Raw genomic sequence first — 21,165 nt, 5'->3', positions numbered from 1 at the left:
TAGAGCGTGTTTTAAAAATCAAGAAATGTATAACTCACACAAATATTGTTTGGTTTGCAATCAATGAGTCATCTTGTTGTAGTCGACTCAATAGGGAACAGGGTTAAACCTGCCCCCTAGTCCTTCTTTAATGATGGGTGGTATAAGTGGTGCTACCAAACAATTCCTTCATCCATTTAAATAAGCTCTCATGGAGTTCAGGGGACAACCAAAAGGCATAGCTAAGAGCAATGTCTGGTGTTACATAATACTCTCTCCTTACTAGCTCAGGTCCTCCTAGTTCTTCATCCTCATAGTGAATTAGGTAATCCAAGGGTAAGTACTCTGCTGAAGCGGCTATAAGCTCCCCTCCAGGTCCGTCTAGCCAGACTTCAGGCTCTAAACTACTCTTGTCGTGTGACTTGATTGAATTAAGGAGGGACCACATGCCAAGATTGCCAACCTCATCCATATCAGGATTCAGCTTTATATCAGCTGTACTTATCTTGCCTGTATCTGTCGTCATTGAATTATTACTCCTTTTTATTTCAAGCAGGGTATGTATTAACGGATACGACAGATCTTGTCCAGAAATATAAGCAGAGAGTCTAATTAATGTTCAGCTAAATTTAATACTAGTTAACACTCACTACCAATATAGTTCCCTAAATGCTTAAATGAGAGAGATGACTGAATGGTTGAAGGTAGGAGGTCCAAGTTTCTACACAGGTATCATTTATCAATCTCAAATCCAAGACAAAGACTAGCTATAGCGCTCAATAAAATAACGTTGTACAATGCGCACCTCATAGTAAGTAAATAGCTCTATACCTGGACAGAACAATGTTGTTACACGCCTACAAAACATTTTTTATCTGACCCCAGTTCCTCTGGGTAACTAGCTGATTACCTCAGCACTAGTTCCTATTTCTTTCTTCATAGGTTTGCAGAGCTTTATCTGTTGAGCTGCTGTGCCTGTGCGTCTTAAAAATTATATTTAGAGGAAGCTACTGAGCCCCATGAGGGACTACTGTAGCTGTGCTTTGCTATGTATATCCGTTTTAGCATACACCTGAAAGATGACTGCTCATGCCATAGTAGTGGTCTTTTTTAAGCTATTTATCAACTTATTAACGACAAGGAATTATTCGAATATGAAGAGCAAGAAGCTAAAGCTGTGCTTAGTTGGTTTAACGATAATTTAGATGCGCCAACATGGCTAGCTAAATCCAAAAAGCCTAATGCACGCTTCGTCGCTTTATCCTGGTTCAAGGACACAGCCATTAAGCACATCAAGCAAATGAGAAAAATAGCTGCAATTCTTGAGTCAAGAGATATTGCAGTAACACAGACACGGACCGAAAGGCCTGGCTACATTGTTTATGAAGACGATTATCAAGTAGCTGCTGAGCCTTATTCAGATACTTTTATTTAATTGGAAAAGGAGAAAAACAAATGGCGCTTAATGCAAAAGGTAGTAGAAAAATAGTGGTTGATGGACATGAGTTTCGCTGGAGAGCTAAGCAGCGTTCAGGCTTTATTAATTTGACTATTTGGCCCAGTGCGAATGACAATTTAAGATTAACGGGACGTACACATTATACATATGATTTTAACGATGAGTGTAGCGGGAAATACATCTGTACATACCAAGCCGTAATCACAAGCCGCGTGGTGAAGGCTATTATTGAACACTTCGGAATCAATGAGCTTCACCAGCAAAAAGGACAGATTAATTTAGGGGCAATTGAAAATTACTTTGATATGAGCCAAGCTGTCAGGAGCCTTGCCTGGTAATTTTTAATTTGTTTATTGAATATGAAATAATTTAAACTTTTTATCCTATATCCCATTCCAAATAACCCTATCCCCTTCAATGCCAGACTAACTGACTCAGGCACATGCAAAATAAATTATCCATAGCATGTGCCGAAGGGGAGACTCGAACTCCCACGCCCGAAGGCACTGCCACCTGAAGACAGCGTGTCTACCAAGGGCGGCTTGTTCACGGTTAGTAAATACTATGCGTTATTCCCAGATATGAAACTGTTTACCCCTTTTGTACCAAAACTGAGAGTCGAGATGGTACAAAACCGAGGTGAGATGTGGACTACCTACGCACTCGAAATGGTACATTTTACTTCCGAAAGGTCATACCAATGGAACTAAGATACTTATTTTGCAAGGGAGAATTACAGCTATCGCTAGGGACCAAGACAAAGACTGAAGCCCGTACTAGAGCGGCTACGTTGCGTGGGGCAATCAATGCAGCCATAGATGAGATAAAGTCAGAAAAGAAACTAGAACGAAAATTAGCCATCTTAGAGCAGCTTGATATCTTTCTTAAATCCTTCATAAATAAGAAACACAAAGCCTATGAAAGCTTGGGAACAAGGCAATTTAAGCCTAGGCAAGGAGAATTAAATCAGGAAAAAACTAAACCGAAAATAACTACCCTGTCAGTGTTGTATATCCAATTTGAAACTGAAAAAGTAGCTACTGAATGGGGACACAAAGCCAAGGAAGATTATTACACGGCATTTAAGGCCTTAATTGACTTGGTTGGTGATGTGGTCCCTGCAAAGGTGAATAACGCCTTAGCCAATAAATACAGCCAAGGGCTGCTTACATATCCCCAGCGGAGAGCTGTAGGCCCTAACGCTAAGCTCAGCTTGAAAGAGTTAGCTAAGCGCAACTCCCCTACTATCTCTGCTAGAACCGCTAAGAATCATTTTACACGAATGAATGTCTTTTTTAATTGGCTTGCCCAGCGTAAATATATCAAGGCTAATCCACTATCTGGCCTATCACCCAAGGGCAAGAAGACCACAACGAAAAAGCTGTCATTTAATCAGGATGATTTAAAGCTCATCTTCAGTCAGCCACTGTTTAAGGAGAAAAAATATAATTGTGAGTGGCAATATTGGTTACCTATTTTAGCCCTTTACACGGGAGCACGTCTTGAAGAGCTGGCACAGCTTAGCGCGAGTGATGTTAAGCAGGAAGAAGGCATTTATTATTTGCACATTCACGGCGAGGAAAATAATCAATTAAAAAATGAAAACTCAGCTAGAAAAATACCCCTTCACTGTGAGGTCCTAAGCCTTGGCTTTCTCGACTATTTAGCTACAAGACAAGGACAGCAGCTCTTCCAATTAAATAAAGTGAGTGGGAAATACGGCAAGAATGTCACTAAATGGTTTACCCGATTTAAACAGCGTCTTGGCTTTGGTCCCTCTAAAGTGTTCCACAGCTTCCGGCATACCTTCCGTGACTTAGCGGTTGAATCAGGCGTGCCTAGCGAGCATATCAAGGCTCTATTAGGACACACGCAAGGTGATGTGACACATGGCATTTACGGTTCTGGGTTTAGTTTAAGGGTGCTTAATGCAAGCTTACAGAAAATAGAGGTAAGAAACTTTTGTATGAATTTGTGAGATAAGTATTGATTGATATATACAAAAAGAGCGCTTTGTTTAGCGCCCTTAATGTAATTCATACAAGACTTGAATTAGAACTTGTATTGAGCTGATAAAGTGTAGGTGTCGATGTCAGTTTCACCGAACAATAGCTCTTTATCACCTACATCATTGATGCGCTCCCACTGAAGACCAAAAGCGATATTTTTAGTTAGGTTATAATTAGCTCCTAGACCAACCGTTAAGCTCGTGCCTTTCTCTGACTTGGAGTCAATTTTATTAGAGCTAGCTCCGACTGCTACTTTAGTTTCTTCCTCAGCTTTCCACTTTAAAGCACCCACACTTGCTTGTAATTCAAAGCTGTTATTAATTGGATAATAGCCTATAGCTTTAACACCATAACCTTTAATTTCTGCTTCAGTTTCTACAACAGCGTTACTGCCATTAGGATAAAAGTCTGCTTCAGGATTTCCTAAACTGTTATAACTAGCTTCTACACCGAAATATTTATTAACACGATATCCGGTAAATACTTTCCATATGCCATCGCGTTCCGTATATTTTAAAGTACCACCAACGTTGCTAGCTCTGTCTTTGGCCGTACTGAAAGAGTCATCATAATCAGCAGCACCTAGACCGAGACCTAGGTAAAAACCGCTTTTACTATCTTCAAAAGGATTTAAATTAGTTTCCGCAAAGGCAGGTACAGCAAAGGCTGACACTACAGCAACAGCTAATACAGCTTTTTTCATAACTCCCCCTAGGAGTACTTCTTGTTGAAAATTATTCTTAATTGTTTGAGTAGGTTAAAACGTCATCGATATTGTTATACGAAAAGGCATTTACAAAAAAGAGTAATTCCCGTACTTCCATCTTTGAAATTGGTATGATAAAGGGTGTGTAAATGCAAACAAAAAGAAGACAAATGTAAATAATGTAAAGAATGTAAGCTTAGAAATAAGGTCAAATATTATGTTTATGAGATAAATAATTTAGGCTCCCTCATTTAATCTTGAGGGGCCTAAAGTGGAGCTAACAGCTATTGGAAAGGATTCTGCAATGAGTCAATTAACTTTGCTTGTCCTGCTACTGGTTGAATTGTTACTTCAATATTTTTTGTGTCCCGAAAAATATTATAGGTAACTGAGTAAATACCATTAGGAAGTGGTTTTTTGTAAATAAATGGGATTGGTTCTCTTGAATAAAAGGTTTCTAGCGCTCCAGCAGCTTCAATAAAGCCTATTTCACCAGAAACAACCCTTAAATTATGGGTTATCTGTGCATCACCTTGTCTGGATATTTGTGAGGTAATATCTAAGTTATAATCACCTGTAGGTAAAAGAAAGAATGAATATTCTCCTTTATTTACGCTATCAACTAACCTTTTAGTTTCTCTTTGCCAAACAACAGACCATGGTTTCGCCTGGTCTGCTTCACTAAAATCAAAAATGATTTCACTATCACCCTCTATATCTAAGGCTACATTTAAATCATATGTGAAATAATCCCCTATTTCCCAACCAGCAAAGAACTGCATGTCAGCAATTAACAAGCCTGATGTTTCATAGCATTCAAGTATTAAAGACATACAAAACTAGTCTTCCAACCAAGAGAATTTAGGGTCAGCTATGCCTTTCGCATAGAATGTCTTGGCAGCAGCTAAAGCGTGGTCTAAAGCAACAACTTGTTTTGCTGGATAGTCGCAAGAATTACCCGCAGTTACTAACTCAATAAGACCTGAAAATTTCTGTCCTTCTTCTAATATTAAATTTCTTTCATCTTCTGTATAAATGTAAACAAAATAACCTTTGCTACCACCACATACTGATATATAGCTGGGTCCAATATCAAGCAAGACCTCAGTATGGTTCTGTCCATTCAAAGCCTTAATCGCCTGTTCTACATCTATCCAAGAAGGGTTCTGTAGCTCATTTAAATTTGCATTAACACCTTGTCGATTATCTGTAGATAATTCCATCATGTTCACTCTCACTTAATTTCAACTGGAACCGGTTTAGAGGGCTGCTTAGCAGTAATAATAAAAGTACCTTCTGGTGTTATTGCTATAACTCTTTTCAAGCCCGCAGCTCTCATAAGGGAACCTACACCACCTTTTTTACCACAAGCTTTACACAACCCTCTATCAACAAACAACACAGCTTCATCTTGCCTTACTCCTTTATTCGCTAGACGCTGAAATACTTCGCCTTCAGCATGTGTCCTTGTTTGAGCGTTAACCTTAATAGTGACAGGTTGCCTGTTGCGTGATGCTTTGCTACTTCTTCCCAGCAAAACCATCTCACTGGTCTCTAGCCTAGCTAATGTGTGTTCGCCTTCTGTCGGGAATTTTAGACGCCTCCTGGCTTTCGACATAGAGCTAAACACTTGCTCTTTAACTTTGCTCAAAGGTACTGGGTTGCCTTTAACATCCCTAAACACCATGTTTTCAAAGTCAAATTTATACTTTCTAGGTTGTGGTGTCACACGCTTGTGATACCGTCTTTTAGAGGGATTTTTGGACGGTCTAAGTTCATAGCCAGGATTATTTTTATAGGTGAAAACCTGCTCCCGGATAAGCTTTTTAGTGTCCCCCTCAATGCTTAGCCCATCCCGAGTATAGCTATTTCTCCCTTTTTTATCGCCTTTCCCCCTGCCTCGGGTAGACCCAATAGCTCCACCTAAAGCTCCCATTTCAGCAGCCATGCCTACCACATTCCCAGTCTCTCGGGCTTCCTGCATAGCTGCATCAGGACCATACTGAGCTATGAGTTTTTTAATGTAGACTAACTGGTTTAGCTGGGGATTATTGTCACTGGCATCTCTTCTTAGCCCTTGCCTGACAGCTTCGCCCCTGTCGTACATGTGGCTATCAGGACCAACATATAAACCCGAAGCTCCACCACCATGCATAATGGCCCAGTCTTCCCCAGCCATATCCTTTTGAGGCTGTGTCTCACTTCGTCTTAATATGGGAATGCCAGGATAACCCCAGGCTTCAGGTTTAAGCCCTTGAATATACGTCAGCCATCTTATGTCACCTTTTGTTGGGCTAGCGGTATCAATGGGGCTGCTAATACCTTGGTCAGTTAGTAGGGCGCTATGAATCTGCTCTAAGCGCAATATCCGGGCTTTTGGGTCTTTAATTTGTAAGGCTTTATTACCCTGCTCCTGTATCCTTTTGGCATAGGACACATCACTTTCACCAGGGCGACGGGCTAAGTGCATATCGTACTGGTCGTATGGTTCTATTTCAGGGTATTCAACGGTAACTTGCTTGACGTGCTCAGGGAGGGGAATGTGTTTGCTGCCATGTTTACCTAAGTAGCCAGTATCAAGGGGCTGGCCACTAGCAGCGTCTTTGACAACGTAGACCTCACCAGCCATTCCCTTTTCGTTCTGGTCTACGAGTTGTATTTTTACCCAGTTCTTGGGCTTCTCCTGCTCCTTCTTTACTTCGCCTTGAATAGTCCCATTGTTAACCGCAGCGTTAAACCCAAGACCTGAAGAGTCCATGTTACCGAAGTAATGCATACCCTTATTGCCGTCTAACTCTGGTCTTTCTGGGTCCCGCTGAAAGCCGTACTTCATGCCCTGGAAAGCAACACGGTTAAAGTCTGTTGGAGATATTCCGCTACCGCCAGGAGCACCCGCACGAGCCGTAGAGCTGGCCTCAATGACGCCGCCATGACTCGTAACGCTGCCAAGTACTGCAACTGGCTTATTATCAACGTTCAGCCAACCGAGGCCTGTCACGATGGTTGCACCGCAAGCTGTCTTATCGCCAACTCGGGCAACTGGGAGGCCGTCTACAAGCGTGCTTGTGGAACCCTCTACAACTGTATTATCACCACAGAGAGGACAACTATGTTTATCCCCAACCTTTGCCAAATCTGCCACTGCTACTTCCTTACAGCTCAATGAACAACAGGAGCAGTGAGTCTATCAGGGTTTTAGGTGGGCTTTGTTTTTGGATGGTGACTTTGTGAGGTGCTTTGAAATTCAGGCTATCTGCAGCTGTTTTTAAAAGGACTATAAAGTTGCAACACAGTTTTAGTATATGCACCGAATAAGGGGTAAAGATTAAGGTTTTGAAAGTAGCAGAGTAGTTTTTTATAGTGCTAAAAGTGCAATTTACATTTAATTAAATATGTGGAGATTGAGTTCTAAAATTAACTAATAGATACAATATTTAAGGTTTTGTAAGGAAATTACATATCTTAATAAATATAAGAATTGTTATTTCATAAGGGAATCTCATGTTTCAACAACGTTTAGATATATATAAAGACATTGAAAAACAACGGAACTCTAAAATTATTGTATTTATAACTGGAGATAGACCAGGATTAGAAACTCAAATTCACAGCGAAGTATATGACTATTTTGTAAATCATCTCGATAAAATAGGTGTAACAGCCAAGATAAGCCTTTATCTCTATACCCGAGGAGGTAATACTTTAGCTGCATGGAGTATTGTTAATTTAATTCGCTTATTTTGTGATGAATTAGAAGTTATTATACCTGCTAAGTGCCATAGTGCAGGAACTTTAATGGCGTTAGGGGCCAATATAATTATTATGACTAAACAGGCTACATTAGGGCCTATTGACCCATCAATTCACACGGCATTGAATCCACAAATTGAAGGCGCTCCTGTAACTTCAAAATTTCCTGTCAGTGTAGAAGCAATCCAAGGATTCACTGAACTAGCCAGAGAAGAGTATGGTATCAGTTCTGATGAAACTCTTGGAAATGTTTTACTAAAACTGTCAGAGAAAGTTCACCCTTTAGTGTTAGGTGAAGCGTACCGAACAAGAAGCCAAATAAAAATGCTTGCAGACAGACTAATCTCTCACCAACTCCAAGAGCAGGAAAAAAAAGAAAAAATTATTAACTTTCTGTGTAGCGAATCAGGAAGTCATGACTACACTATCAATAGGCGAGAAGCTAAAAATGACTTAGGGTTAGCTATTGAGAATCCGAGTGAAGAACTGTATACATTAATTAAAAAGTTGTATGATGATATTCACGAAGAACTGAAGCTAACTGAAACGTATGACCCTAGTAGCTTGCTGGGGACTGATGAAGCAAAAGAATATGAGTTGAAGCGTAGTATTATTGAAAGCATTGATGGTCACTCATATTATTTCGTTTCAAAAGGTTCTCTTACCCGGCATGAAATTAGCAGCAATGGCATAACCCAGCGTATTATTGATGACCGTAGAACATTTGAAGGTTGGAAATATGAAGAAGCAAAGCAATAAAAACTTATTGAATCCAATACAACATTATGTGGGTAAAACTAGCACATCTAGCTTTAGCAGTGACTTGAGCACTTCAGCCAAATGTGACTCGCTATCTTCCATAGTTGCGAATAATCAAATTGTTGTTAACGGTAGCTATTATTTTGAATCGAAAATTATTAAAGTTGACTAATTTAGTTTTCACTCAAAAATTTGTCAGCTCTTTTTGAATATAGGCCAAACCAAAATCCCCCCATGGGGGGCTAGTGTTTCACAGTTTGCCTTGCGTTTATCTTTTTGTCTCCTCTCTTCTTTGTCCATCATTGCTCATGCATCAGCTTGGCACGCAAATATAAGCAGCTCATTTGTTTGAGTGTCTAATGGACCGTGACCTAATGCTCTCCCAAAGCAACACAAGACACCTGTCAGATTAAGGTACACCCTAACTGGACGTCAGGTTAGAGGGTGAAAGTGCGTCAGAATAGGGTCATTTTCTTTATTTGTTGACACATCTCTCAGAGGCTCTTAGACTCTATCCTGACACTTTAAGGATAAATGAACATGACAGCTAAACGAGTAGGATACATAAGAGTCAGCACGTTAGACCAAAGCACAGAGCGTCAGCTAGAAGGCATAGAGCTGGACCACACCTTCACTGATAAAGCTTCAGGCAGAGACACCAAGCGCGAGCAGTTGGAAGAATTACTTAGCTTTGTTCGGGCTGGTGATACTGTTGTGGTCCACAGTATGGACAGGCTAGCAAGGAATCTTGACGACTTACGCCGTGTTGTCCGGGGGCTAACCGATAAGAATGTCAGTGTCAGCTTTATCAAGGAGAATTTAACCTTTACCGGGGAAGACTCGCCTATGGCTACCTTGATGCTCTCTGTTATGGGTGCCTTTGCTGAATTTGAAAGGTCACTGATTAAGGAAAGGCAGAGAGAAGGAATAGCCCTAGCGAAGCAGAAAGGTGTCTATAAGGGCAGGAAGAAAGCACTAAGCACTGAAGATGTTGAGCAGCTGAAAGCCCGTGTTGCTGCTGGAGAAGCTAAGGCAAAAATAGCGCGTGACCTTGGGATTAGCCGCGAAACACTTTATCAATATTTAAGAGCTGAGGCTTAGGGCATATACCTAATTTGTGGTCCATCCCTACTCATTACCTATCATTGACTTCATAATGTGGCGCTTTGAAAATATAGCTACTGTGAGGAGTCAATAACATGAGTGAGATGTTTAAATTAATTCTACCTGAGCCAGAAGAAATTAGAGAATTAATCAAAGAAGCTGGTTTTACAAGAGCTGAAGCAGCTGAAATGATTCATGTTTCAAGACGGCAATTAAGTAAATGGCTAGCGCCTACTGACAGTCAAAACCTCAGAGAAATGCCTTTAGCAGCATTTGAACTATTATTGATTAAAATTGGCAAACATCCTTTTTATAAAAAAATTGAAGAATAATATTGATATATAAAACGTTAGGTGTATTATTATTCCTGCCTTTGGATGAAGGCAAATAAAAATCCCACTCAAAAAATAGGAATAAGCCGAAAGGCGGTTCCGTTTATATGTTGGAGAATATCATTATGAACCCTCACGCTATCTTTGCGTTTAAACTCTTTTCTTTTTCCTTCGAAGTAGATTCATTAACTACCTACTACATTAAACTAGGCCGTCTAGCTTGGTATATCTGTAAGCCCTCTGATGATGTTCTAGGCCGCTCCTTTCTTCAGCAGTTAAAGCCTGATGTATTGGACTCAACAGGCCGCTATATTTACTAAGAGCACGGCCCTGAGATAGCTTAGGGACAGCTTTAATTTATCCCTAGGCTAAACCTTAATTACATTTTTGTGTCCTTCGTAAACCATGAGAGGCAGTTAGTCCCTTATTGCTTTCTTTACAGGTACACCCTGGCTTGAATTTAAAGTACGGCAAATCAAGTGCTTATAAGAGTGGAATTATTCTTGCTATTTAAAAGTGAAATTAATTCACTTATTTATAGGCAGTAATATGGATGTAAAAAATAAGTTACTTGGCTTTCTTGCAGGCACTGTTCTGTGTGGGGTAGCAGCTACAGCTAATGCTACTTTATCAGCAACTATGACATTTGAGGGGGTAGCTCCAGCGGGAAGTACTACATACGCTGTGACTCCTTATACAGAGAATGGCTTTACACTGACAAATTCTCTTGGGGCTATGTCAGGTTCGGATGGTATTTTTAGTGCTACATCTGGTGATAATACAAATGGTACCGACATATTTGGATGGTGTTCTGGTTGTGGCCCTTTAGTTATTAGTTTAACAAAAGATGGTGGCGGTTTATTTGACTTTTTATCATTTGATAGCGCTGTACTTGAGACAGGTATTGGACCAAATTTTATTGATGTTGTTGGCTTGTTTCCAAGTCAGCCGACAATGACTGTCTCTATTACACAGACTGAAACTTGGACTACTGAAAATATAAACTTTATTGGAGTATCTCAAGTAAACTTTATATTTGGTACTGGGCATTTAGTTTTTCCTAACCATGCTATGGACAATTTAGTTTTGCATGTGCCTGAGCCAGCTAGCCTTGCGTTGATGGGGTTAGGCCTATTAGGAATGGGATATAGAAGGAAGGGTTTAAATTAAATCACTTTGAATTAAATTTTTTAATAGTCGTGTCCCCAAGAAATGCATTAGTACAACATGAAGTTTCTAGCATACACCTAAGGGGACACCTAAATTATATGGACCACAACAGAGGATTTAATTAGCTCTTTTGCTTGGTCCACTGCTATAGCATTTTTTCTCTAATTAATTTTATTTACCAGTGCTTTAAAGGAATAAGCATGTCTGCAATGAATACAACTATCACGAATAAAGAAATAAATACATTTAGTCACAATGCCTTTGGTAAGCTAAGGACACTAGTTAAAAATGGTGAGCCGTGGTTTATCGCTAGCGACGTTGCCTACCTCCTGGGCTACTCAAACACGCGAAAAGCAATTAAAGACCACTGCAAAGCCCCGTCATTGCTTAAAAGTAACGAATCGTTACCTTTGGAAATTCCATCAAGGGGACTGACAATTATCTCTGAGCGTGATGTTTACCGTTTAATTTTTCGGTCTAAATTGCCAGAGGCTGAACAGTTTGAAGATTGGGTTGTTGAGGAGGTCCTACCAAGCATTAGGAAAACAGGAGGCTACCTCCTAGCCCACCCTGAAGACACCCCAGAACAAATAGAAGCAAGAGCCTATCATCTAGCCCAAGACACAATTAAACGTCAGGAGAAGGAAAAGAAGGAGCTACAGCAGACCGTTATTTCTATGGAGCCTAAAGCTCTCTTTGTAGATAAATATGTGATGGCAAAAGGCACCTATGCACTGAGAGACGTAGCTAATCAGTTAGGCATTAGGCCGAATAAATTTAATCAGAAGCTGAGGCAAGATAAGGTGCTGTATAACAAGCGAGGACAACGGAATGTACCGTATCAGTATTACTTGGCTAGGGGATACTTCTGTTTAAAGCTTGGCGTAGATGAGGAAGCCGGGAGAGCCTACCAGGGAACCAGGGTGACTAATAAAGGCTTATCGTGGCTTACAAAGAACTACGAGCACATGAAAGGCCAGCTATAAATAATACTGCTGTTGTGTCCACTTATTAATAGAGCCTCAGCTAATCCCTGGGGCTTTTTTATATGTAGGAAATTAAAACTCCAGCACTAATACAGGCCACGTCATTCGGTACTTTGAGTAACGGACCCCCTTAGACAATTTTAAAATTCACTTTTCAGCTTAAAAAACAATCAGCCATGTAAACCTATAGATTAACTTTAAGATACCTAAAGCCAACCTAAAGATAACTCTCATTATCCCTTAACTGAAAGGACCTCAATCAATGAATAATTTAAATACATCAGCCCTAACAACTACAGCTCCTATCATCATTGAGAACGTAAACATAAGACAAGATGAGCAAGGCAGATTTTGTCTTAATGACTTGCATAAGGCTGCTGGTGGGTTGAAAAGGCATCAACCTAATTATTGGGTTAATAATGCTCAGACTCAGGAATTAATAGCTGAAATGACCGATACCGGAATTCCGGTAACGCCTAATTATCAACCAATTGAAGTTATCCGAGGTGGATTAAATCAAGGAACTTATGTTGATGAAGACTTAGTTTATCAGTATGCAATGTGGGTCAGTCCTAAGTTTAACCTTAAAGTTATCCGCACATTTAAGGCAGTAACTAAAGGCCAACTCCAGCCACTAGAAGACGAAAATCTTATAATGGCGAAAGCTTGCCTTATTGCACAAGACACCATTAAAAAGCAAGAAACCCTTCTTCTAGAAAGCCAAAAACAAATCGCTGAGATGCAGCCTAAAGCTGACTTCGTATCTCATTACGTCGAAGCACGAGGCACAAGCAATCTGGAAGAAACCGCAAAAATACTAAAAATAAAACCACGTACTTTCACTAGGCAGCTGCGTGAAGACCGTGTCCTCTTCTACAACGTGAAAGGCAACAATGTTCCCTACCAGACCTACCTAGACCGTGGTTACTTCGTCGTTAAGACAGCGTTAAACAGCGCTGAGCGCGCGTAATAATAGAGGGCGACCAGTTGCCTGCTGACATTGAAAAAATGCTAACGACCTAGATTTAGTTAACAAAGTTTATTGTTATGATGATTAAAGAGCTTCGTATGCTAGACCAAAAGCTCATTGTAATTTAGAGGTGACTGATACATTAGTCAACTCAATGGTGCTGATGTACTAACACACAACAAATTAGGTATTGTATGTGATGAAAACAGTATTCGCCGCATTCTTATTGTTACTCTCAAGTCAAGTATTTGCCGGAGGGGCTAGTGTTGAAGTTGAGCTACTATCGTTAACTGAAACAAGAGAAGACAAGTACATTTTAAAATACAGGAATATTGAGTCTGATGAGATTTATAAAATTTACCTATCCTACGACAAGGGAAGGTATATTGTTAACCCTAAACTTACTCACGATAAATATACTGCAGCAATAAGTTTATTAAAAAAACAATTGAAACAAAAAATACCTGTAAGGTTCGGTTGGTTTGCTCGTGGCCCCTGCCTGATAAACAAGAGCAAAAATATATATCGTAGTGATGCTCTAAAAATATATGAAGAAAACTACCCTGATAAAGCACAGGTTGTCTATGCCTTTTGCCAGTACCGCTAAATAAGTTAGAGTCTTTACTACCATAGCCATTATGTAACTAGGGTGTGCTACTGAAGTGGTCTACCAGAGCACCAGTAGCATGGAGTGGCTAGCTTATCGTTTCGCTGCTTAAGTTCTTTTGTTGCTCAGTGAAATTATCTTTTTTCTTTACTGACACAGTTTTAGCAAAAATCAGTAACTGCAAAGAGCCCAGGAGAAACCAAAACGTCGGTTGGTCATAAAAATGAAATGCTTTACGTATTTTAACTGGAATAACGCTTTCAAAAAAGTCAATATGATAAACTATCCAAAGGTTAGACTCTGCATAAACAATTACTTTAAACAGGAATAAGCTTATTGAAAAAAACAAACAATAAGAAGTACTGATTAGTAATATTAGTTGAGCAAAACAGAACAACACTCTTTTCATCACTAAAAACCTTAAAGCTTAGCATAAAAGTATAGCTTGCATTTTATTTAAAAGCTCAATTGCTATGTGCGGTAGAAGCTTTAAGTATTTATTAATCAATTATTAATTGCTTTTTACTTCTTTCTCAATTAAATACGAGCCTATATCCATTACTGGAATAGAGGCGAATCATTACTTATTTGACATAGCCCTGCGTAAATTCCTAGGTATAAGTGGACCACAACAAAAGGGCTAAGGCCGAACATAGCAAAATGCTAGGTGCCAGTAGTAGCAATAAGTACAACCAGAACCTCTACTAACCTGTGTCTATTTTTTAAGCGTTCCGAGGATTCCCGGAGCGCTCCTTAAGCCACTGCGGAATCTCAAAGCCAGCCAAGCTACAGGCCCCTACCTGCCTAGCGCTAACCAACGGACCAACCTAGAAGAAGACTGTTTCCCCAATGCGTCAATTAGACGCCCTTATAATGTGTGGTCTGATGGTCCTACTGGTATCTATCACTTGCCTGCGGAAATCAAAAAGCCACTCCCCGCTAGGCCTTACCATCCCTGGCCATTTTTACCCCGGAACTTAGATAAGTTTTAACTGGCCATTATTTGCCCTGCGGAAATTCAAAAAGGTGTCCCGCTGTAAGCCTTGTACTCTGCGGCCTCAGTCTACCACGCAACTTAGATAAGTTTACCTTGTTGTCTTTTGGTTGATTGGATTATTTAAATCCTGCACCCGGTAAAACGTCGGGTTCCAGATATAGAAAGAGATAGCAGGTTATTGGTCACTTAAATTTCAAATGTTGGAATTCTCACAGCCCAAATTTGGGCTCTGCTTATTACTCATTCAAAAGCTCAAATCTGAGACATTGGAGTGTAATTAATCCAAGAGGGGGAATTAGCCCCTTTCTCTGTATTAGGAAGTTACATAGCTAGTAATTATTTATCAGATTAAAGCCTGACCGATGAGGGAATTCCCCCTTCGCCTAAATAATAAACAAAATTAAAATACTGTGATTCACAGTGTTTCAATAAAATAAATAGCAATTAATAGGAGAATAAAGGCTAATTTACCTATCATTTTTCGTGGTCATTTTACCCATTAACTTTGCTCTTTTTAGCCTATTAATTAGCCATTACCTCAATAGCTATAAGTTATTAAAAACTCCTTTCTTATGCGCGGAAATGTATATATCCAAATCGCTACAGCCCGCGTCATCTCTGGGCAAAAATAACCCCCCCCCTTAAGAATAAATTCACCTTTCATTCTTGCTTACTTTTTAGCCATAAATCACAGTAGCTACAAGACAGTCTCAAGATATATATAAGGCACTTTTATTCTTACCTATGGAAGTGCATTAAGAAGGTATTTAATAGCACTCTAGCAAGCTCTTAGACACCTTCTGATGGCTATTTATTATAGAGCAAAAAGATAATGGACCACAAAGCTAAAACCAGCTTTCAAATGAAGACAGGTCTTGCTTAGGTCCTATCTCCCTGGTTCATCCCTGAAAAATAGCAAATTAATTGAGCTGAAAATAGGTGAAATTAATACCGGAATAAAAGCAAATAAAAATGGAAATTATCACAATTAAATATCCAGTAATTGGCTCGCTCAAAGTGATAAAGGAAGCAGATAAGCTTTGGTTTGACGCTAAGGATGTCGCTGAGCGTTTAGGCTATCAGCGTCCTTTAGCTGCTGTTGAGTATCACTGCAAGTGGGTCCTAAAACGGGACCTATCTACTAGCTCAGGCATTAGAGAGTTAGTAGTTATTTCAGAGCAAGACTTTTACCGCCTTATTTACCACTCACGGTTATCCAAGGCTAAGCGCTTGGGTAAATCCATTTTAAACACAATATCTCTGCTATAAGGAAAAATAATCAATGATGAAAAATAAATTAAAAATAACCAAAGATGACTTAAGCTGGTGCCTGGACTTCGATAAGCAAGGCCGTGTGTGTCTCTGGTCAGTTATGTACTCTGCCACTGATGAAGATGACTACAGCCCCGACGCTTGGTTCGCTGAGGAAGGCCAGGGGATAATCAGGGAGCTAGCCGAGGATATGCCTTTAGATAAGCTCGTAGATTACAACAAGCGCCTAGCGATGTACCCAGGCTTCGACCCCGTAATCCTTGACACATTCTATGCTGATAAAGCTGTGGCCTTGAGCTACGCCCTTTGGGTGTCTCCTGTGCTCTATACGGGCTTGTCTCAGTTCATTTAAGAACAAAGTAAGCTGAACCTATACGGCTTCTGTAGTGTTGCTTGGAGAGGCTTATAGGTGCCTTAAAGAAGGCATGTTATTTGGGACCAAGAAAAAAAAGGATAAAAGCAAATTGGTGAGAAAGGCAAACTAACACCTGAATATTAATCAGACATTCTCTTTATTTATCTGGACAACAACTGCTGTATCCGTTAATACATACCTGACTTGCAATATAAAGGAGTAATATTTCAATGACGACAGATACAAGCAAGACAAGTACAACAGATATAAAGCTCAATCCTGCTATAGATGAGCATGGCAACTTTGGCTTGTGGTCTCTTCTTAACTCATTAAAGACTCCCAATAAGAGCAGTTTAGAACCTGAAATCTGGCTGGATGGACCTGGAGGAGAGCTAATTGCAGTTTCAGCAGAATACTTGCCCTTAAAATCCATAATCCACTATGAGGATGTAGCACAAGGCAGTCATGGACTGGTTCAACGTGAATATTATGCAGCACCTGAAATAGCACTTAGCTACGCCTTTTGGGTATCTCCAGAACTCCACAAGAGCCTATTTAACTGGATGAAGAGCTGCGGTAATAATCCTTATACCACTCTACATTAAACAGGCCTAGAGGCAGGCACAAGCCTGTTCTCTTTTTTATGGACCACAACAAAGGGATGGCTTAGCCCTCGGTCAACTTAAAGCTGACTAGAGCTGAGCTTTAAGTCACCTACAAGAACAGCCTCATTAATAAGCCTCACTCCTTTAATCCTTTTTTCTTGGTCAATTAACAACAAAGACAACTAAGCCAAAGGTATCAGCTAGTCACGATGAGTTAGCTTAAGGTCAGCCTATGCAAATAGATAGCCTTAAGTTATCTCATCACTACCTAGCTATTCACCTATCACTAATTAATTGAGTAGGAAGAATAATCAACAAAGGAATAAATAACTAAGACAGCCTAAAGGTAGCTTTAAGATATCCTCTAGTTACCTATAGCTTCTGTGTCTGTTGTGTCTTATTAAGAAGAGAATAACTAATAAGGAATAAGTAACTAAGAAGTAAATAAGCTTAAGTAGCTAAGGATATCTATAGCTATCTAGAGGTAACTTAAAGATATCTTTAGGTATCTTAGCTCATCTTAGAGCCTCTCCTGCACATACTAGACACTTAGAAATCAACCCTTCTATTTCAATCATTTATCACTCATTTTATTAACCCTGAGATAATTACTCCTGTGAAGAATTTAATTATTCCCCCTAACCTGCAATTCAATAAGTTGTTAAGTACCTTGTTCAAATCTGACTATTACACACGGTTCCCCGCGAACAATGTGGGGGTACATACAGAGCAGCTAGATGACGTTCTAAATGCTGCTATCGATAAGCCCATAATTAGACACCGAGAGAAGTACCGAGAAGCCCTACAAGCTATCATTTTTAATTTATATACATGTTCTATAGCTAGGGAAAAACTAGGCTTAGAAGAGCGTGTAGGCGTCTTATACCAATCCTGTTTATTAGCTTGTTAAAACAGCCCAACATCTGGAGCACAAGCTTTTAATGTTATTTTTCTTATTCACAAATACATTCCATGCCTCACAACAAGACTCAACAATATCATTGAAATTTTTAAAACAACGGTTTGCCAGTGAATCCTCTCTCAGTTTTTCCCATATCCGCTCTACCGGGTTAAGCTCTGGGGAAACGGGTGGTAAATTTAATAGCGTGATATTCGCAGGTATTTCTAGGCGATGAGTCGTATGCCATGCCGCTTGATCAACGATAACCAGTCCGTGTCTTCCCTTAGAAATGGCTTTTGAAATTTCTGTTAAGTGCAACCTCATTGCTTCTGTGTTAGCAATAGGTAATACAAGAGCCACTCCTCTATCTTTAGCAGGACAAACAGCGCCAAAGAGATAAGCTGACTCAAACTGTTGTTGCTTTACCACTCGTGGACGCGTACCTTTCTCTGCCCAAATACGCGTACAGGTATTTTGCTGACCCACTCTGGCTTCATCTTGAAACCAAATATCAACTTTATCTGGAGAAACGCATGAGGGAAGTACTTTTAAGGCCTCTTTTTCAAAGTTTTTTTAAATGCTTGCTGTTTATCTGGGCTATGATTAGGATGTTTAGATCTTGATGTAATCCAAGAAAGTCCTGCTTTATGCAATACTTCATAAATACTACTTAAGCTGTAGTCTATATTAAATTGTTCCAGCAGCAACTGTTGTATGTCTTTACCCTGAACTCTACCGCCTTGACGATGGTTTTGTAAGGTAATAACGGCTGCTTTAAATTCATTATATTGTGAAGGACAAAGAAATGGTTTTTTTCCTCTACCGGGTTGTTCATAAAGTCCTTCAAGGCCATCTCGTCTAAAACGGTTGAGCCAGTCCTGAATGGTATTGTTTGATTTCCTTAATGCTCGTGCTATTTCAGTTTGAGACCAACCTGCTTGTAAATGAGCCATCGCTAATAAGCGAAGCCGTGTTCTTGGATGTGGCTCTCTGTTCAGTAAGGCATCAAAGTCGTAGTCATACAATTCATCTGGAATAGAAGCAATCCTTGCCATTATTAAATTCCTAGTCAAATTAAGTGAAATACTGTGACCAGGTATTTTACAGATTATTTACCACGATTGGTATTATTTAGCAGGAACAGAACCTATTACCACAACAAGTCAAGATACGACAAAACAAGCCTAGCTTATCAGCCATTTATTCGCCTATTAAATAGCTTGGAAGATAAAGCCTACATACGGACACACAAGGGCTTTAAGAGTCGAGATAGAACTTCTGGTGTACCTAGTACTACTGAGCTTACAAAAGACGGTCAGCAGTGGCTGGAGGGCTTTATAAACGAATGTAGACCACACGAATTAAATACTGAGAAGGAGCTTATTTATTTAGTCAATGAGAACAAGAAAAATGCTGAGTACGAGGACACAGAAAAGACCAATCAATTTAGACATCAGTTGAAGTCTTTTAATAACTTCATTGCTCAGCACTCACTAAGCTACATCTCAGCGGATGACCAGGAAGAAATGCAGCCACACAGCTTATTCCTGAAGTATCACCGAAAGTTTCACAAAGATTTTTCCCTTGGTGGCAGGCTCTATTCCCCAATTCAAAATTTAAAGAAGGAAGAAAGGAGGACAATAAAGTTAAATGGACAGCCCACGGTTGAGCTTGATTTTAAATCGTTGCATTTACGGCTGCTATACAACAAGAGTGGTCTAAAGAGCCCTAAAGACTGCTACGAATTTGGAGAGATGCCAAGGGAAGTAGCCAAGCTTATTGCTCTTATCTGCCTAAACACAAATAACAAGACAAGAGCTCTCCAGGCACTCCACAGGAAGCTTAGAAAGCAGCTGAGCTACAAGGACATTAAGCAGGCTGTAGATATCTTCCTGAAGGCACATAGCCCACTTTCGCAGTACTTTTTCCGAGAGACTTGGGCACAATTACACTACTGGGACAGCACAATTGCCTTTAATGTGATGCGAGCTTTTCAGGAGGAAAATATACCTATCATTGGGGTGCATGACTCCTTTGTGGTCCCAGAAAAAGAAGAAGACAGGCTTAGCATGGTGATGACCAAAAGTTACAGAGAGCTTGCTCAGTTTGAGCCTGTTATTAGCAAGGAGTAAAGGGGGGCCCTGAAGAAATAGGGACTCTTATTAACTACAGGCTTGTATTGTTAGGGGGCGTTTCATCCCTCCAAGGTGTATGGAGCGGTAAAACACCGCCTACCTTTAATTATAGGGTTTGTAGCGTAAGGCCTTAATCCAGGGCCTACTTAAACATGTCTCAAGCCCCTTACTCTTTGTTTGTTTGTCCGTGTGTGTATACCTGTTTTTACGCCTTTAGCTCTCCTTACACTTCCAAGCGATTAGTCACAGAAAACCACTGGCAATTAAGCTAGATAACAAATAGATTTATTGATTAAAATACAGACAAGAAAGACAACAGAAGTACACCAAACAGTGTTGACTTTTTAGCCAGCAGCATGGTACAAAATCAGCGGAATGGGTGGTACAAAATGGAGCTAAACAAACGTTTGAATCTGGGGAAAACTTGAGTACTTACAAAGACTTAGAGAAACTGGTGCCGAAGGGGAGACTCGAACTCCCACGCCCGAAGGCACTGCCACCTGAAGACAGCGTGTCTACCAATTCCACCACTTCGGCTTGAGTATTTTTTGATGAAAAGGCATATATGGTGCCCAGAGGCGGAATCGAACCACCGACACGGGGATTTTCAATCCCCTGCTCTACCGACTGAGCTATCTGGGCGCTGACAGGGCCGCTATTAAACCGTTAGTTTGCTTTTGAGTCAAGACCTTCCAGAAAAAAAAGCAAAAAAGATGCTGTGTAATTTTTATTCAACCTTAATGGCAGCCCAATTCGCTAGGTTTTCCTGCGAATAACTCACTCGGTTTCTGACGGAGGGACAAAACCTTCCGCTTGTTCGTAGTCTTCTCCTGCAAAGTATTTATCCATTTGCTCAGTTAAATATTTGCGGGTTTCTGGGTCCATCAGATTCAGTCTTTTTTCGTTGATCAACATAGTTTGATGTTGTTGCCAGGCAGCCCAGGCCTCTTTTGAGACGTTCTCATAAAGCCATTTACCCTTTTCACCAGGGTATGGTGGCACAGCTAATCCTTCTGCTTCTTTCTTTAATTTGACGCAATATACAGTTCTTGTCATTGATTACACCTAC

Annotated in this window: 23 protein-coding genes and 2 tRNA genes; 15 read left to right on the top strand and 10 right to left on the bottom strand. The window is 40.1% G+C overall.

Annotated features, from left to right (window positions below):
* Positions 1 to 127: 127 nt before the first annotated feature.
* Positions 128 to 505 carry a KilA-N domain-containing protein gene (locus tag G4Y78_RS01995; protein WP_163831154.1) on the bottom strand — a complete coding sequence of 126 codons (378 nt, stop codon included), beginning with the start codon at positions 503 to 505 and terminating at the stop codon, positions 128 to 130.
* A 651-nt stretch (positions 506 to 1,156) separates the two neighbouring features.
* On the opposite strand from G4Y78_RS01995, the gene G4Y78_RS01990 reads away from it, so the two are divergent.
* The 3 genes from G4Y78_RS01990 to G4Y78_RS01980 all read left to right on the top strand — a co-directional run bounded on the left by G4Y78_RS01990 (position 1,157) and on the right by G4Y78_RS01980 (position 3,416).
* Complete coding sequence (locus tag G4Y78_RS01990) at positions 1,157 to 1,414, top strand: hypothetical protein (protein ID WP_163831153.1); 258 nt, start codon at positions 1,157 to 1,159, stop codon at positions 1,412 to 1,414.
* A gap of 20 nt (positions 1,415 to 1,434) precedes the next feature.
* Complete coding sequence (locus tag G4Y78_RS01985; protein ID WP_163831152.1) at positions 1,435 to 1,776, top strand: hypothetical protein; 342 nt, start codon at positions 1,435 to 1,437, stop codon at positions 1,774 to 1,776.
* Between the two features lie 308 nt (positions 1,777 to 2,084).
* Complete coding sequence (locus tag G4Y78_RS01980; protein WP_329604936.1) at positions 2,085 to 3,416, top strand: site-specific integrase; 1,332 nt, start codon at positions 2,085 to 2,087, stop codon at positions 3,414 to 3,416.
* A gap of 74 nt (positions 3,417 to 3,490) precedes the next feature.
* Here G4Y78_RS01980 and G4Y78_RS01975 read toward each other — a convergent pair whose 3' ends face one another.
* The 4 genes from G4Y78_RS01975 to G4Y78_RS01960 all read right to left on the bottom strand — a co-directional run bounded on the left by G4Y78_RS01975 (position 3,491) and on the right by G4Y78_RS01960 (position 7,295).
* Positions 3,491 to 4,150, bottom strand: a complete 660-nt coding sequence (locus tag G4Y78_RS01975) for an outer membrane beta-barrel protein (RefSeq protein ID WP_163831150.1) — start codon at positions 4,148 to 4,150, stop codon at positions 3,491 to 3,493.
* A gap of 287 nt (positions 4,151 to 4,437) precedes the next feature.
* Positions 4,438 to 4,950: a hypothetical protein gene (locus tag G4Y78_RS01970; protein WP_163831148.1), complete on the bottom strand. Its 513-nt coding sequence runs from the start codon at positions 4,948 to 4,950 to the stop codon at positions 4,438 to 4,440.
* Between the two features lie 42 nt (positions 4,951 to 4,992).
* On the bottom strand, positions 4,993 to 5,379 hold the full coding sequence (locus G4Y78_RS01965) for an Imm1 family immunity protein (protein ID WP_163831147.1): 387 nt from the start codon (positions 5,377 to 5,379) through the stop codon (positions 4,993 to 4,995).
* A gap of 8 nt (positions 5,380 to 5,387) precedes the next feature.
* Complete coding sequence (locus G4Y78_RS01960; RefSeq protein WP_163831145.1) at positions 5,388 to 7,295, bottom strand: PAAR domain-containing protein; 1,908 nt, start codon at positions 7,293 to 7,295, stop codon at positions 5,388 to 5,390.
* A gap of 359 nt (positions 7,296 to 7,654) precedes the next feature.
* On the opposite strand from G4Y78_RS01960, the gene G4Y78_RS01955 reads away from it, so the two are divergent.
* The 11 genes from G4Y78_RS01955 (at position 7,655) to G4Y78_RS01905 (ending at position 17,060) form a co-directional block, all read left to right on the top strand.
* Complete coding sequence (locus G4Y78_RS01955; RefSeq protein WP_163831143.1) at positions 7,655 to 8,662, top strand: SDH family Clp fold serine proteinase; 1,008 nt, start codon at positions 7,655 to 7,657, stop codon at positions 8,660 to 8,662.
* 540 nt (positions 8,663 to 9,202) lie between these two features.
* Positions 9,203 to 9,763, top strand: a complete 561-nt coding sequence (locus tag G4Y78_RS01950; RefSeq protein WP_163831140.1) for a recombinase family protein — start codon at positions 9,203 to 9,205, stop codon at positions 9,761 to 9,763.
* A 98-nt stretch (positions 9,764 to 9,861) separates the two neighbouring features.
* Entirely contained in the window at positions 9,862 to 10,098 is a 237-nt protein-coding gene (locus G4Y78_RS01945; RefSeq protein WP_163831138.1) for a helix-turn-helix domain-containing protein, read from the top strand.
* Positions 10,099 to 10,223: 125 nt separating this feature from the next.
* Positions 10,224 to 10,418 (top strand): hypothetical protein, encoded by a 195-nt coding sequence (locus tag G4Y78_RS01940; protein ID WP_222937622.1) that lies wholly within the window; start codon positions 10,224 to 10,226, stop codon positions 10,416 to 10,418.
* Positions 10,419 to 10,647: 229 nt separating this feature from the next.
* The gene (locus G4Y78_RS01935; protein WP_163831134.1) at positions 10,648 to 11,268 is read left to right on the top strand and encodes a PEP-CTERM sorting domain-containing protein; all 621 of its coding nucleotides are present in this window, start codon (positions 10,648 to 10,650) and stop codon (positions 11,266 to 11,268) included.
* Between the two features lie 200 nt (positions 11,269 to 11,468).
* Positions 11,469 to 12,254, top strand: coding sequence for a BRO family protein (locus G4Y78_RS01930; RefSeq protein ID WP_163831132.1), 786 nt, complete (start codon positions 11,469 to 11,471; stop codon positions 12,252 to 12,254).
* Between the two features lie 262 nt (positions 12,255 to 12,516).
* The gene (locus G4Y78_RS01925) at positions 12,517 to 13,224 is read left to right on the top strand and encodes a KilA-N domain-containing protein (RefSeq protein ID WP_163831130.1); all 708 of its coding nucleotides are present in this window, start codon (positions 12,517 to 12,519) and stop codon (positions 13,222 to 13,224) included.
* 196 nt (positions 13,225 to 13,420) lie between these two features.
* Complete coding sequence (locus G4Y78_RS01920; protein ID WP_163831128.1) at positions 13,421 to 13,831, top strand: hypothetical protein; 411 nt, start codon at positions 13,421 to 13,423, stop codon at positions 13,829 to 13,831.
* A gap of 1,969 nt (positions 13,832 to 15,800) precedes the next feature.
* Positions 15,801 to 16,097 carry a BRO-N domain-containing protein gene (locus G4Y78_RS01915; RefSeq protein ID WP_163831126.1) on the top strand — a complete coding sequence of 99 codons (297 nt, stop codon included), beginning with the start codon at positions 15,801 to 15,803 and terminating at the stop codon, positions 16,095 to 16,097.
* Between the two features lie 13 nt (positions 16,098 to 16,110).
* Positions 16,111 to 16,452, top strand: a complete 342-nt coding sequence (locus G4Y78_RS01910; protein ID WP_163831124.1) for a hypothetical protein — start codon at positions 16,111 to 16,113, stop codon at positions 16,450 to 16,452.
* A gap of 233 nt (positions 16,453 to 16,685) precedes the next feature.
* Positions 16,686 to 17,060, top strand: a complete 375-nt coding sequence (locus tag G4Y78_RS01905) for a hypothetical protein (protein WP_163831123.1) — start codon at positions 16,686 to 16,688, stop codon at positions 17,058 to 17,060.
* A gap of 898 nt (positions 17,061 to 17,958) precedes the next feature.
* Here the strand turns inward: G4Y78_RS01905 and G4Y78_RS31250 are convergent.
* Positions 17,959 to 18,471 (bottom strand): IS630 family transposase, encoded by a 513-nt coding sequence (locus G4Y78_RS31250; RefSeq protein ID WP_163836355.1) that lies wholly within the window; start codon positions 18,469 to 18,471, stop codon positions 17,959 to 17,961.
* A 38-nt stretch (positions 18,472 to 18,509) separates the two neighbouring features.
* Entirely contained in the window at positions 18,510 to 19,016 is a 507-nt protein-coding gene (locus tag G4Y78_RS31245) for an IS630 family transposase (protein ID WP_163831121.1), read from the bottom strand.
* A 33-nt stretch (positions 19,017 to 19,049) separates the two neighbouring features.
* Between G4Y78_RS31245 and G4Y78_RS01890 the strand changes: the two genes are divergently transcribed.
* Positions 19,050 to 20,093, top strand: coding sequence for a hypothetical protein (locus tag G4Y78_RS01890; RefSeq protein WP_222937621.1), 1,044 nt, complete (start codon positions 19,050 to 19,052; stop codon positions 20,091 to 20,093).
* Between the two features lie 455 nt (positions 20,094 to 20,548).
* Here the strand turns inward: G4Y78_RS01890 and G4Y78_RS01885 are convergent.
* From G4Y78_RS01885 to G4Y78_RS01875, 3 genes are all read right to left on the bottom strand, one after another.
* A tRNA-Leu gene (locus G4Y78_RS01885) sits at positions 20,549 to 20,633 on the bottom strand.
* 29 nt (positions 20,634 to 20,662) lie between these two features.
* Positions 20,663 to 20,738, bottom strand: a tRNA-Phe gene (locus tag G4Y78_RS01880).
* Between the two features lie 135 nt (positions 20,739 to 20,873).
* Positions 20,874 to 21,152: an oxidative damage protection protein gene (locus tag G4Y78_RS01875; RefSeq protein WP_163831117.1), complete on the bottom strand. Its 279-nt coding sequence runs from the start codon at positions 21,150 to 21,152 to the stop codon at positions 20,874 to 20,876.
* Positions 21,153 to 21,165 lie beyond the last annotated feature (13 nt).

The sequence above is a fragment of the Spartinivicinus ruber genome (assembly GCF_011009015.1).
In the GTDB taxonomy this organism is placed as follows: Bacteria; Pseudomonadota; Gammaproteobacteria; order Pseudomonadales; family Zooshikellaceae; genus Spartinivicinus; species Spartinivicinus ruber.
The sequence above is the reverse complement of the archived record's forward strand: the minus strand, read 5'-3'. Positions and strand labels throughout refer to the sequence as shown.

Excerpts from the sequence above, each read along its gene's own strand:
- G4Y78_RS01995 (WP_163831154.1), bottom strand. The coding sequence starts at position 505 with ATGACGACAGATACAGGCAAGATAAGTACAGCTGATATAAAGCTGAAT.
- G4Y78_RS01985 (WP_163831152.1), top strand. The coding sequence starts at position 1,435 with ATGGCGCTTAATGCAAAAGGTAGTAGAAAAATAGTGGTTGATGGACAT.
- G4Y78_RS01975 (WP_163831150.1), bottom strand. The coding sequence starts at position 4,150 with ATGAAAAAAGCTGTATTAGCTGTTGCTGTAGTGTCAGCCTTTGCTGTA.
- G4Y78_RS01965 (WP_163831147.1), bottom strand. The coding sequence starts at position 5,379 with ATGATGGAATTATCTACAGATAATCGACAAGGTGTTAATGCAAATTTA.
- G4Y78_RS01955 (WP_163831143.1), top strand. The coding sequence starts at position 7,655 with ATGTTTCAACAACGTTTAGATATATATAAAGACATTGAAAAACAACGG.
- G4Y78_RS01950 (WP_163831140.1), top strand. The coding sequence starts at position 9,203 with ATGACAGCTAAACGAGTAGGATACATAAGAGTCAGCACGTTAGACCAA.
- G4Y78_RS01945 (WP_163831138.1), top strand. The coding sequence starts at position 9,862 with ATGAGTGAGATGTTTAAATTAATTCTACCTGAGCCAGAAGAAATTAGA.
- G4Y78_RS01940 (WP_222937622.1), top strand. The coding sequence starts at position 10,224 with ATGAACCCTCACGCTATCTTTGCGTTTAAACTCTTTTCTTTTTCCTTC.
- G4Y78_RS01935 (WP_163831134.1), top strand. The coding sequence starts at position 10,648 with ATGGATGTAAAAAATAAGTTACTTGGCTTTCTTGCAGGCACTGTTCTG.
- G4Y78_RS01930 (WP_163831132.1), top strand. The coding sequence starts at position 11,469 with ATGTCTGCAATGAATACAACTATCACGAATAAAGAAATAAATACATTT.
- G4Y78_RS01925 (WP_163831130.1), top strand. The coding sequence starts at position 12,517 with ATGAATAATTTAAATACATCAGCCCTAACAACTACAGCTCCTATCATC.
- G4Y78_RS01915 (WP_163831126.1), top strand. The coding sequence starts at position 15,801 with ATGGAAATTATCACAATTAAATATCCAGTAATTGGCTCGCTCAAAGTG.
- G4Y78_RS01910 (WP_163831124.1), top strand. The coding sequence starts at position 16,111 with ATGATGAAAAATAAATTAAAAATAACCAAAGATGACTTAAGCTGGTGC.
- G4Y78_RS01905 (WP_163831123.1), top strand. The coding sequence starts at position 16,686 with ATGACGACAGATACAAGCAAGACAAGTACAACAGATATAAAGCTCAAT.
- G4Y78_RS31245 (WP_163831121.1), bottom strand. The coding sequence starts at position 19,016 with ATGGCAAGGATTGCTTCTATTCCAGATGAATTGTATGACTACGACTTT.
- G4Y78_RS01875 (WP_163831117.1), bottom strand. The coding sequence starts at position 21,152 with ATGACAAGAACTGTATATTGCGTCAAATTAAAGAAAGAAGCAGAAGGA.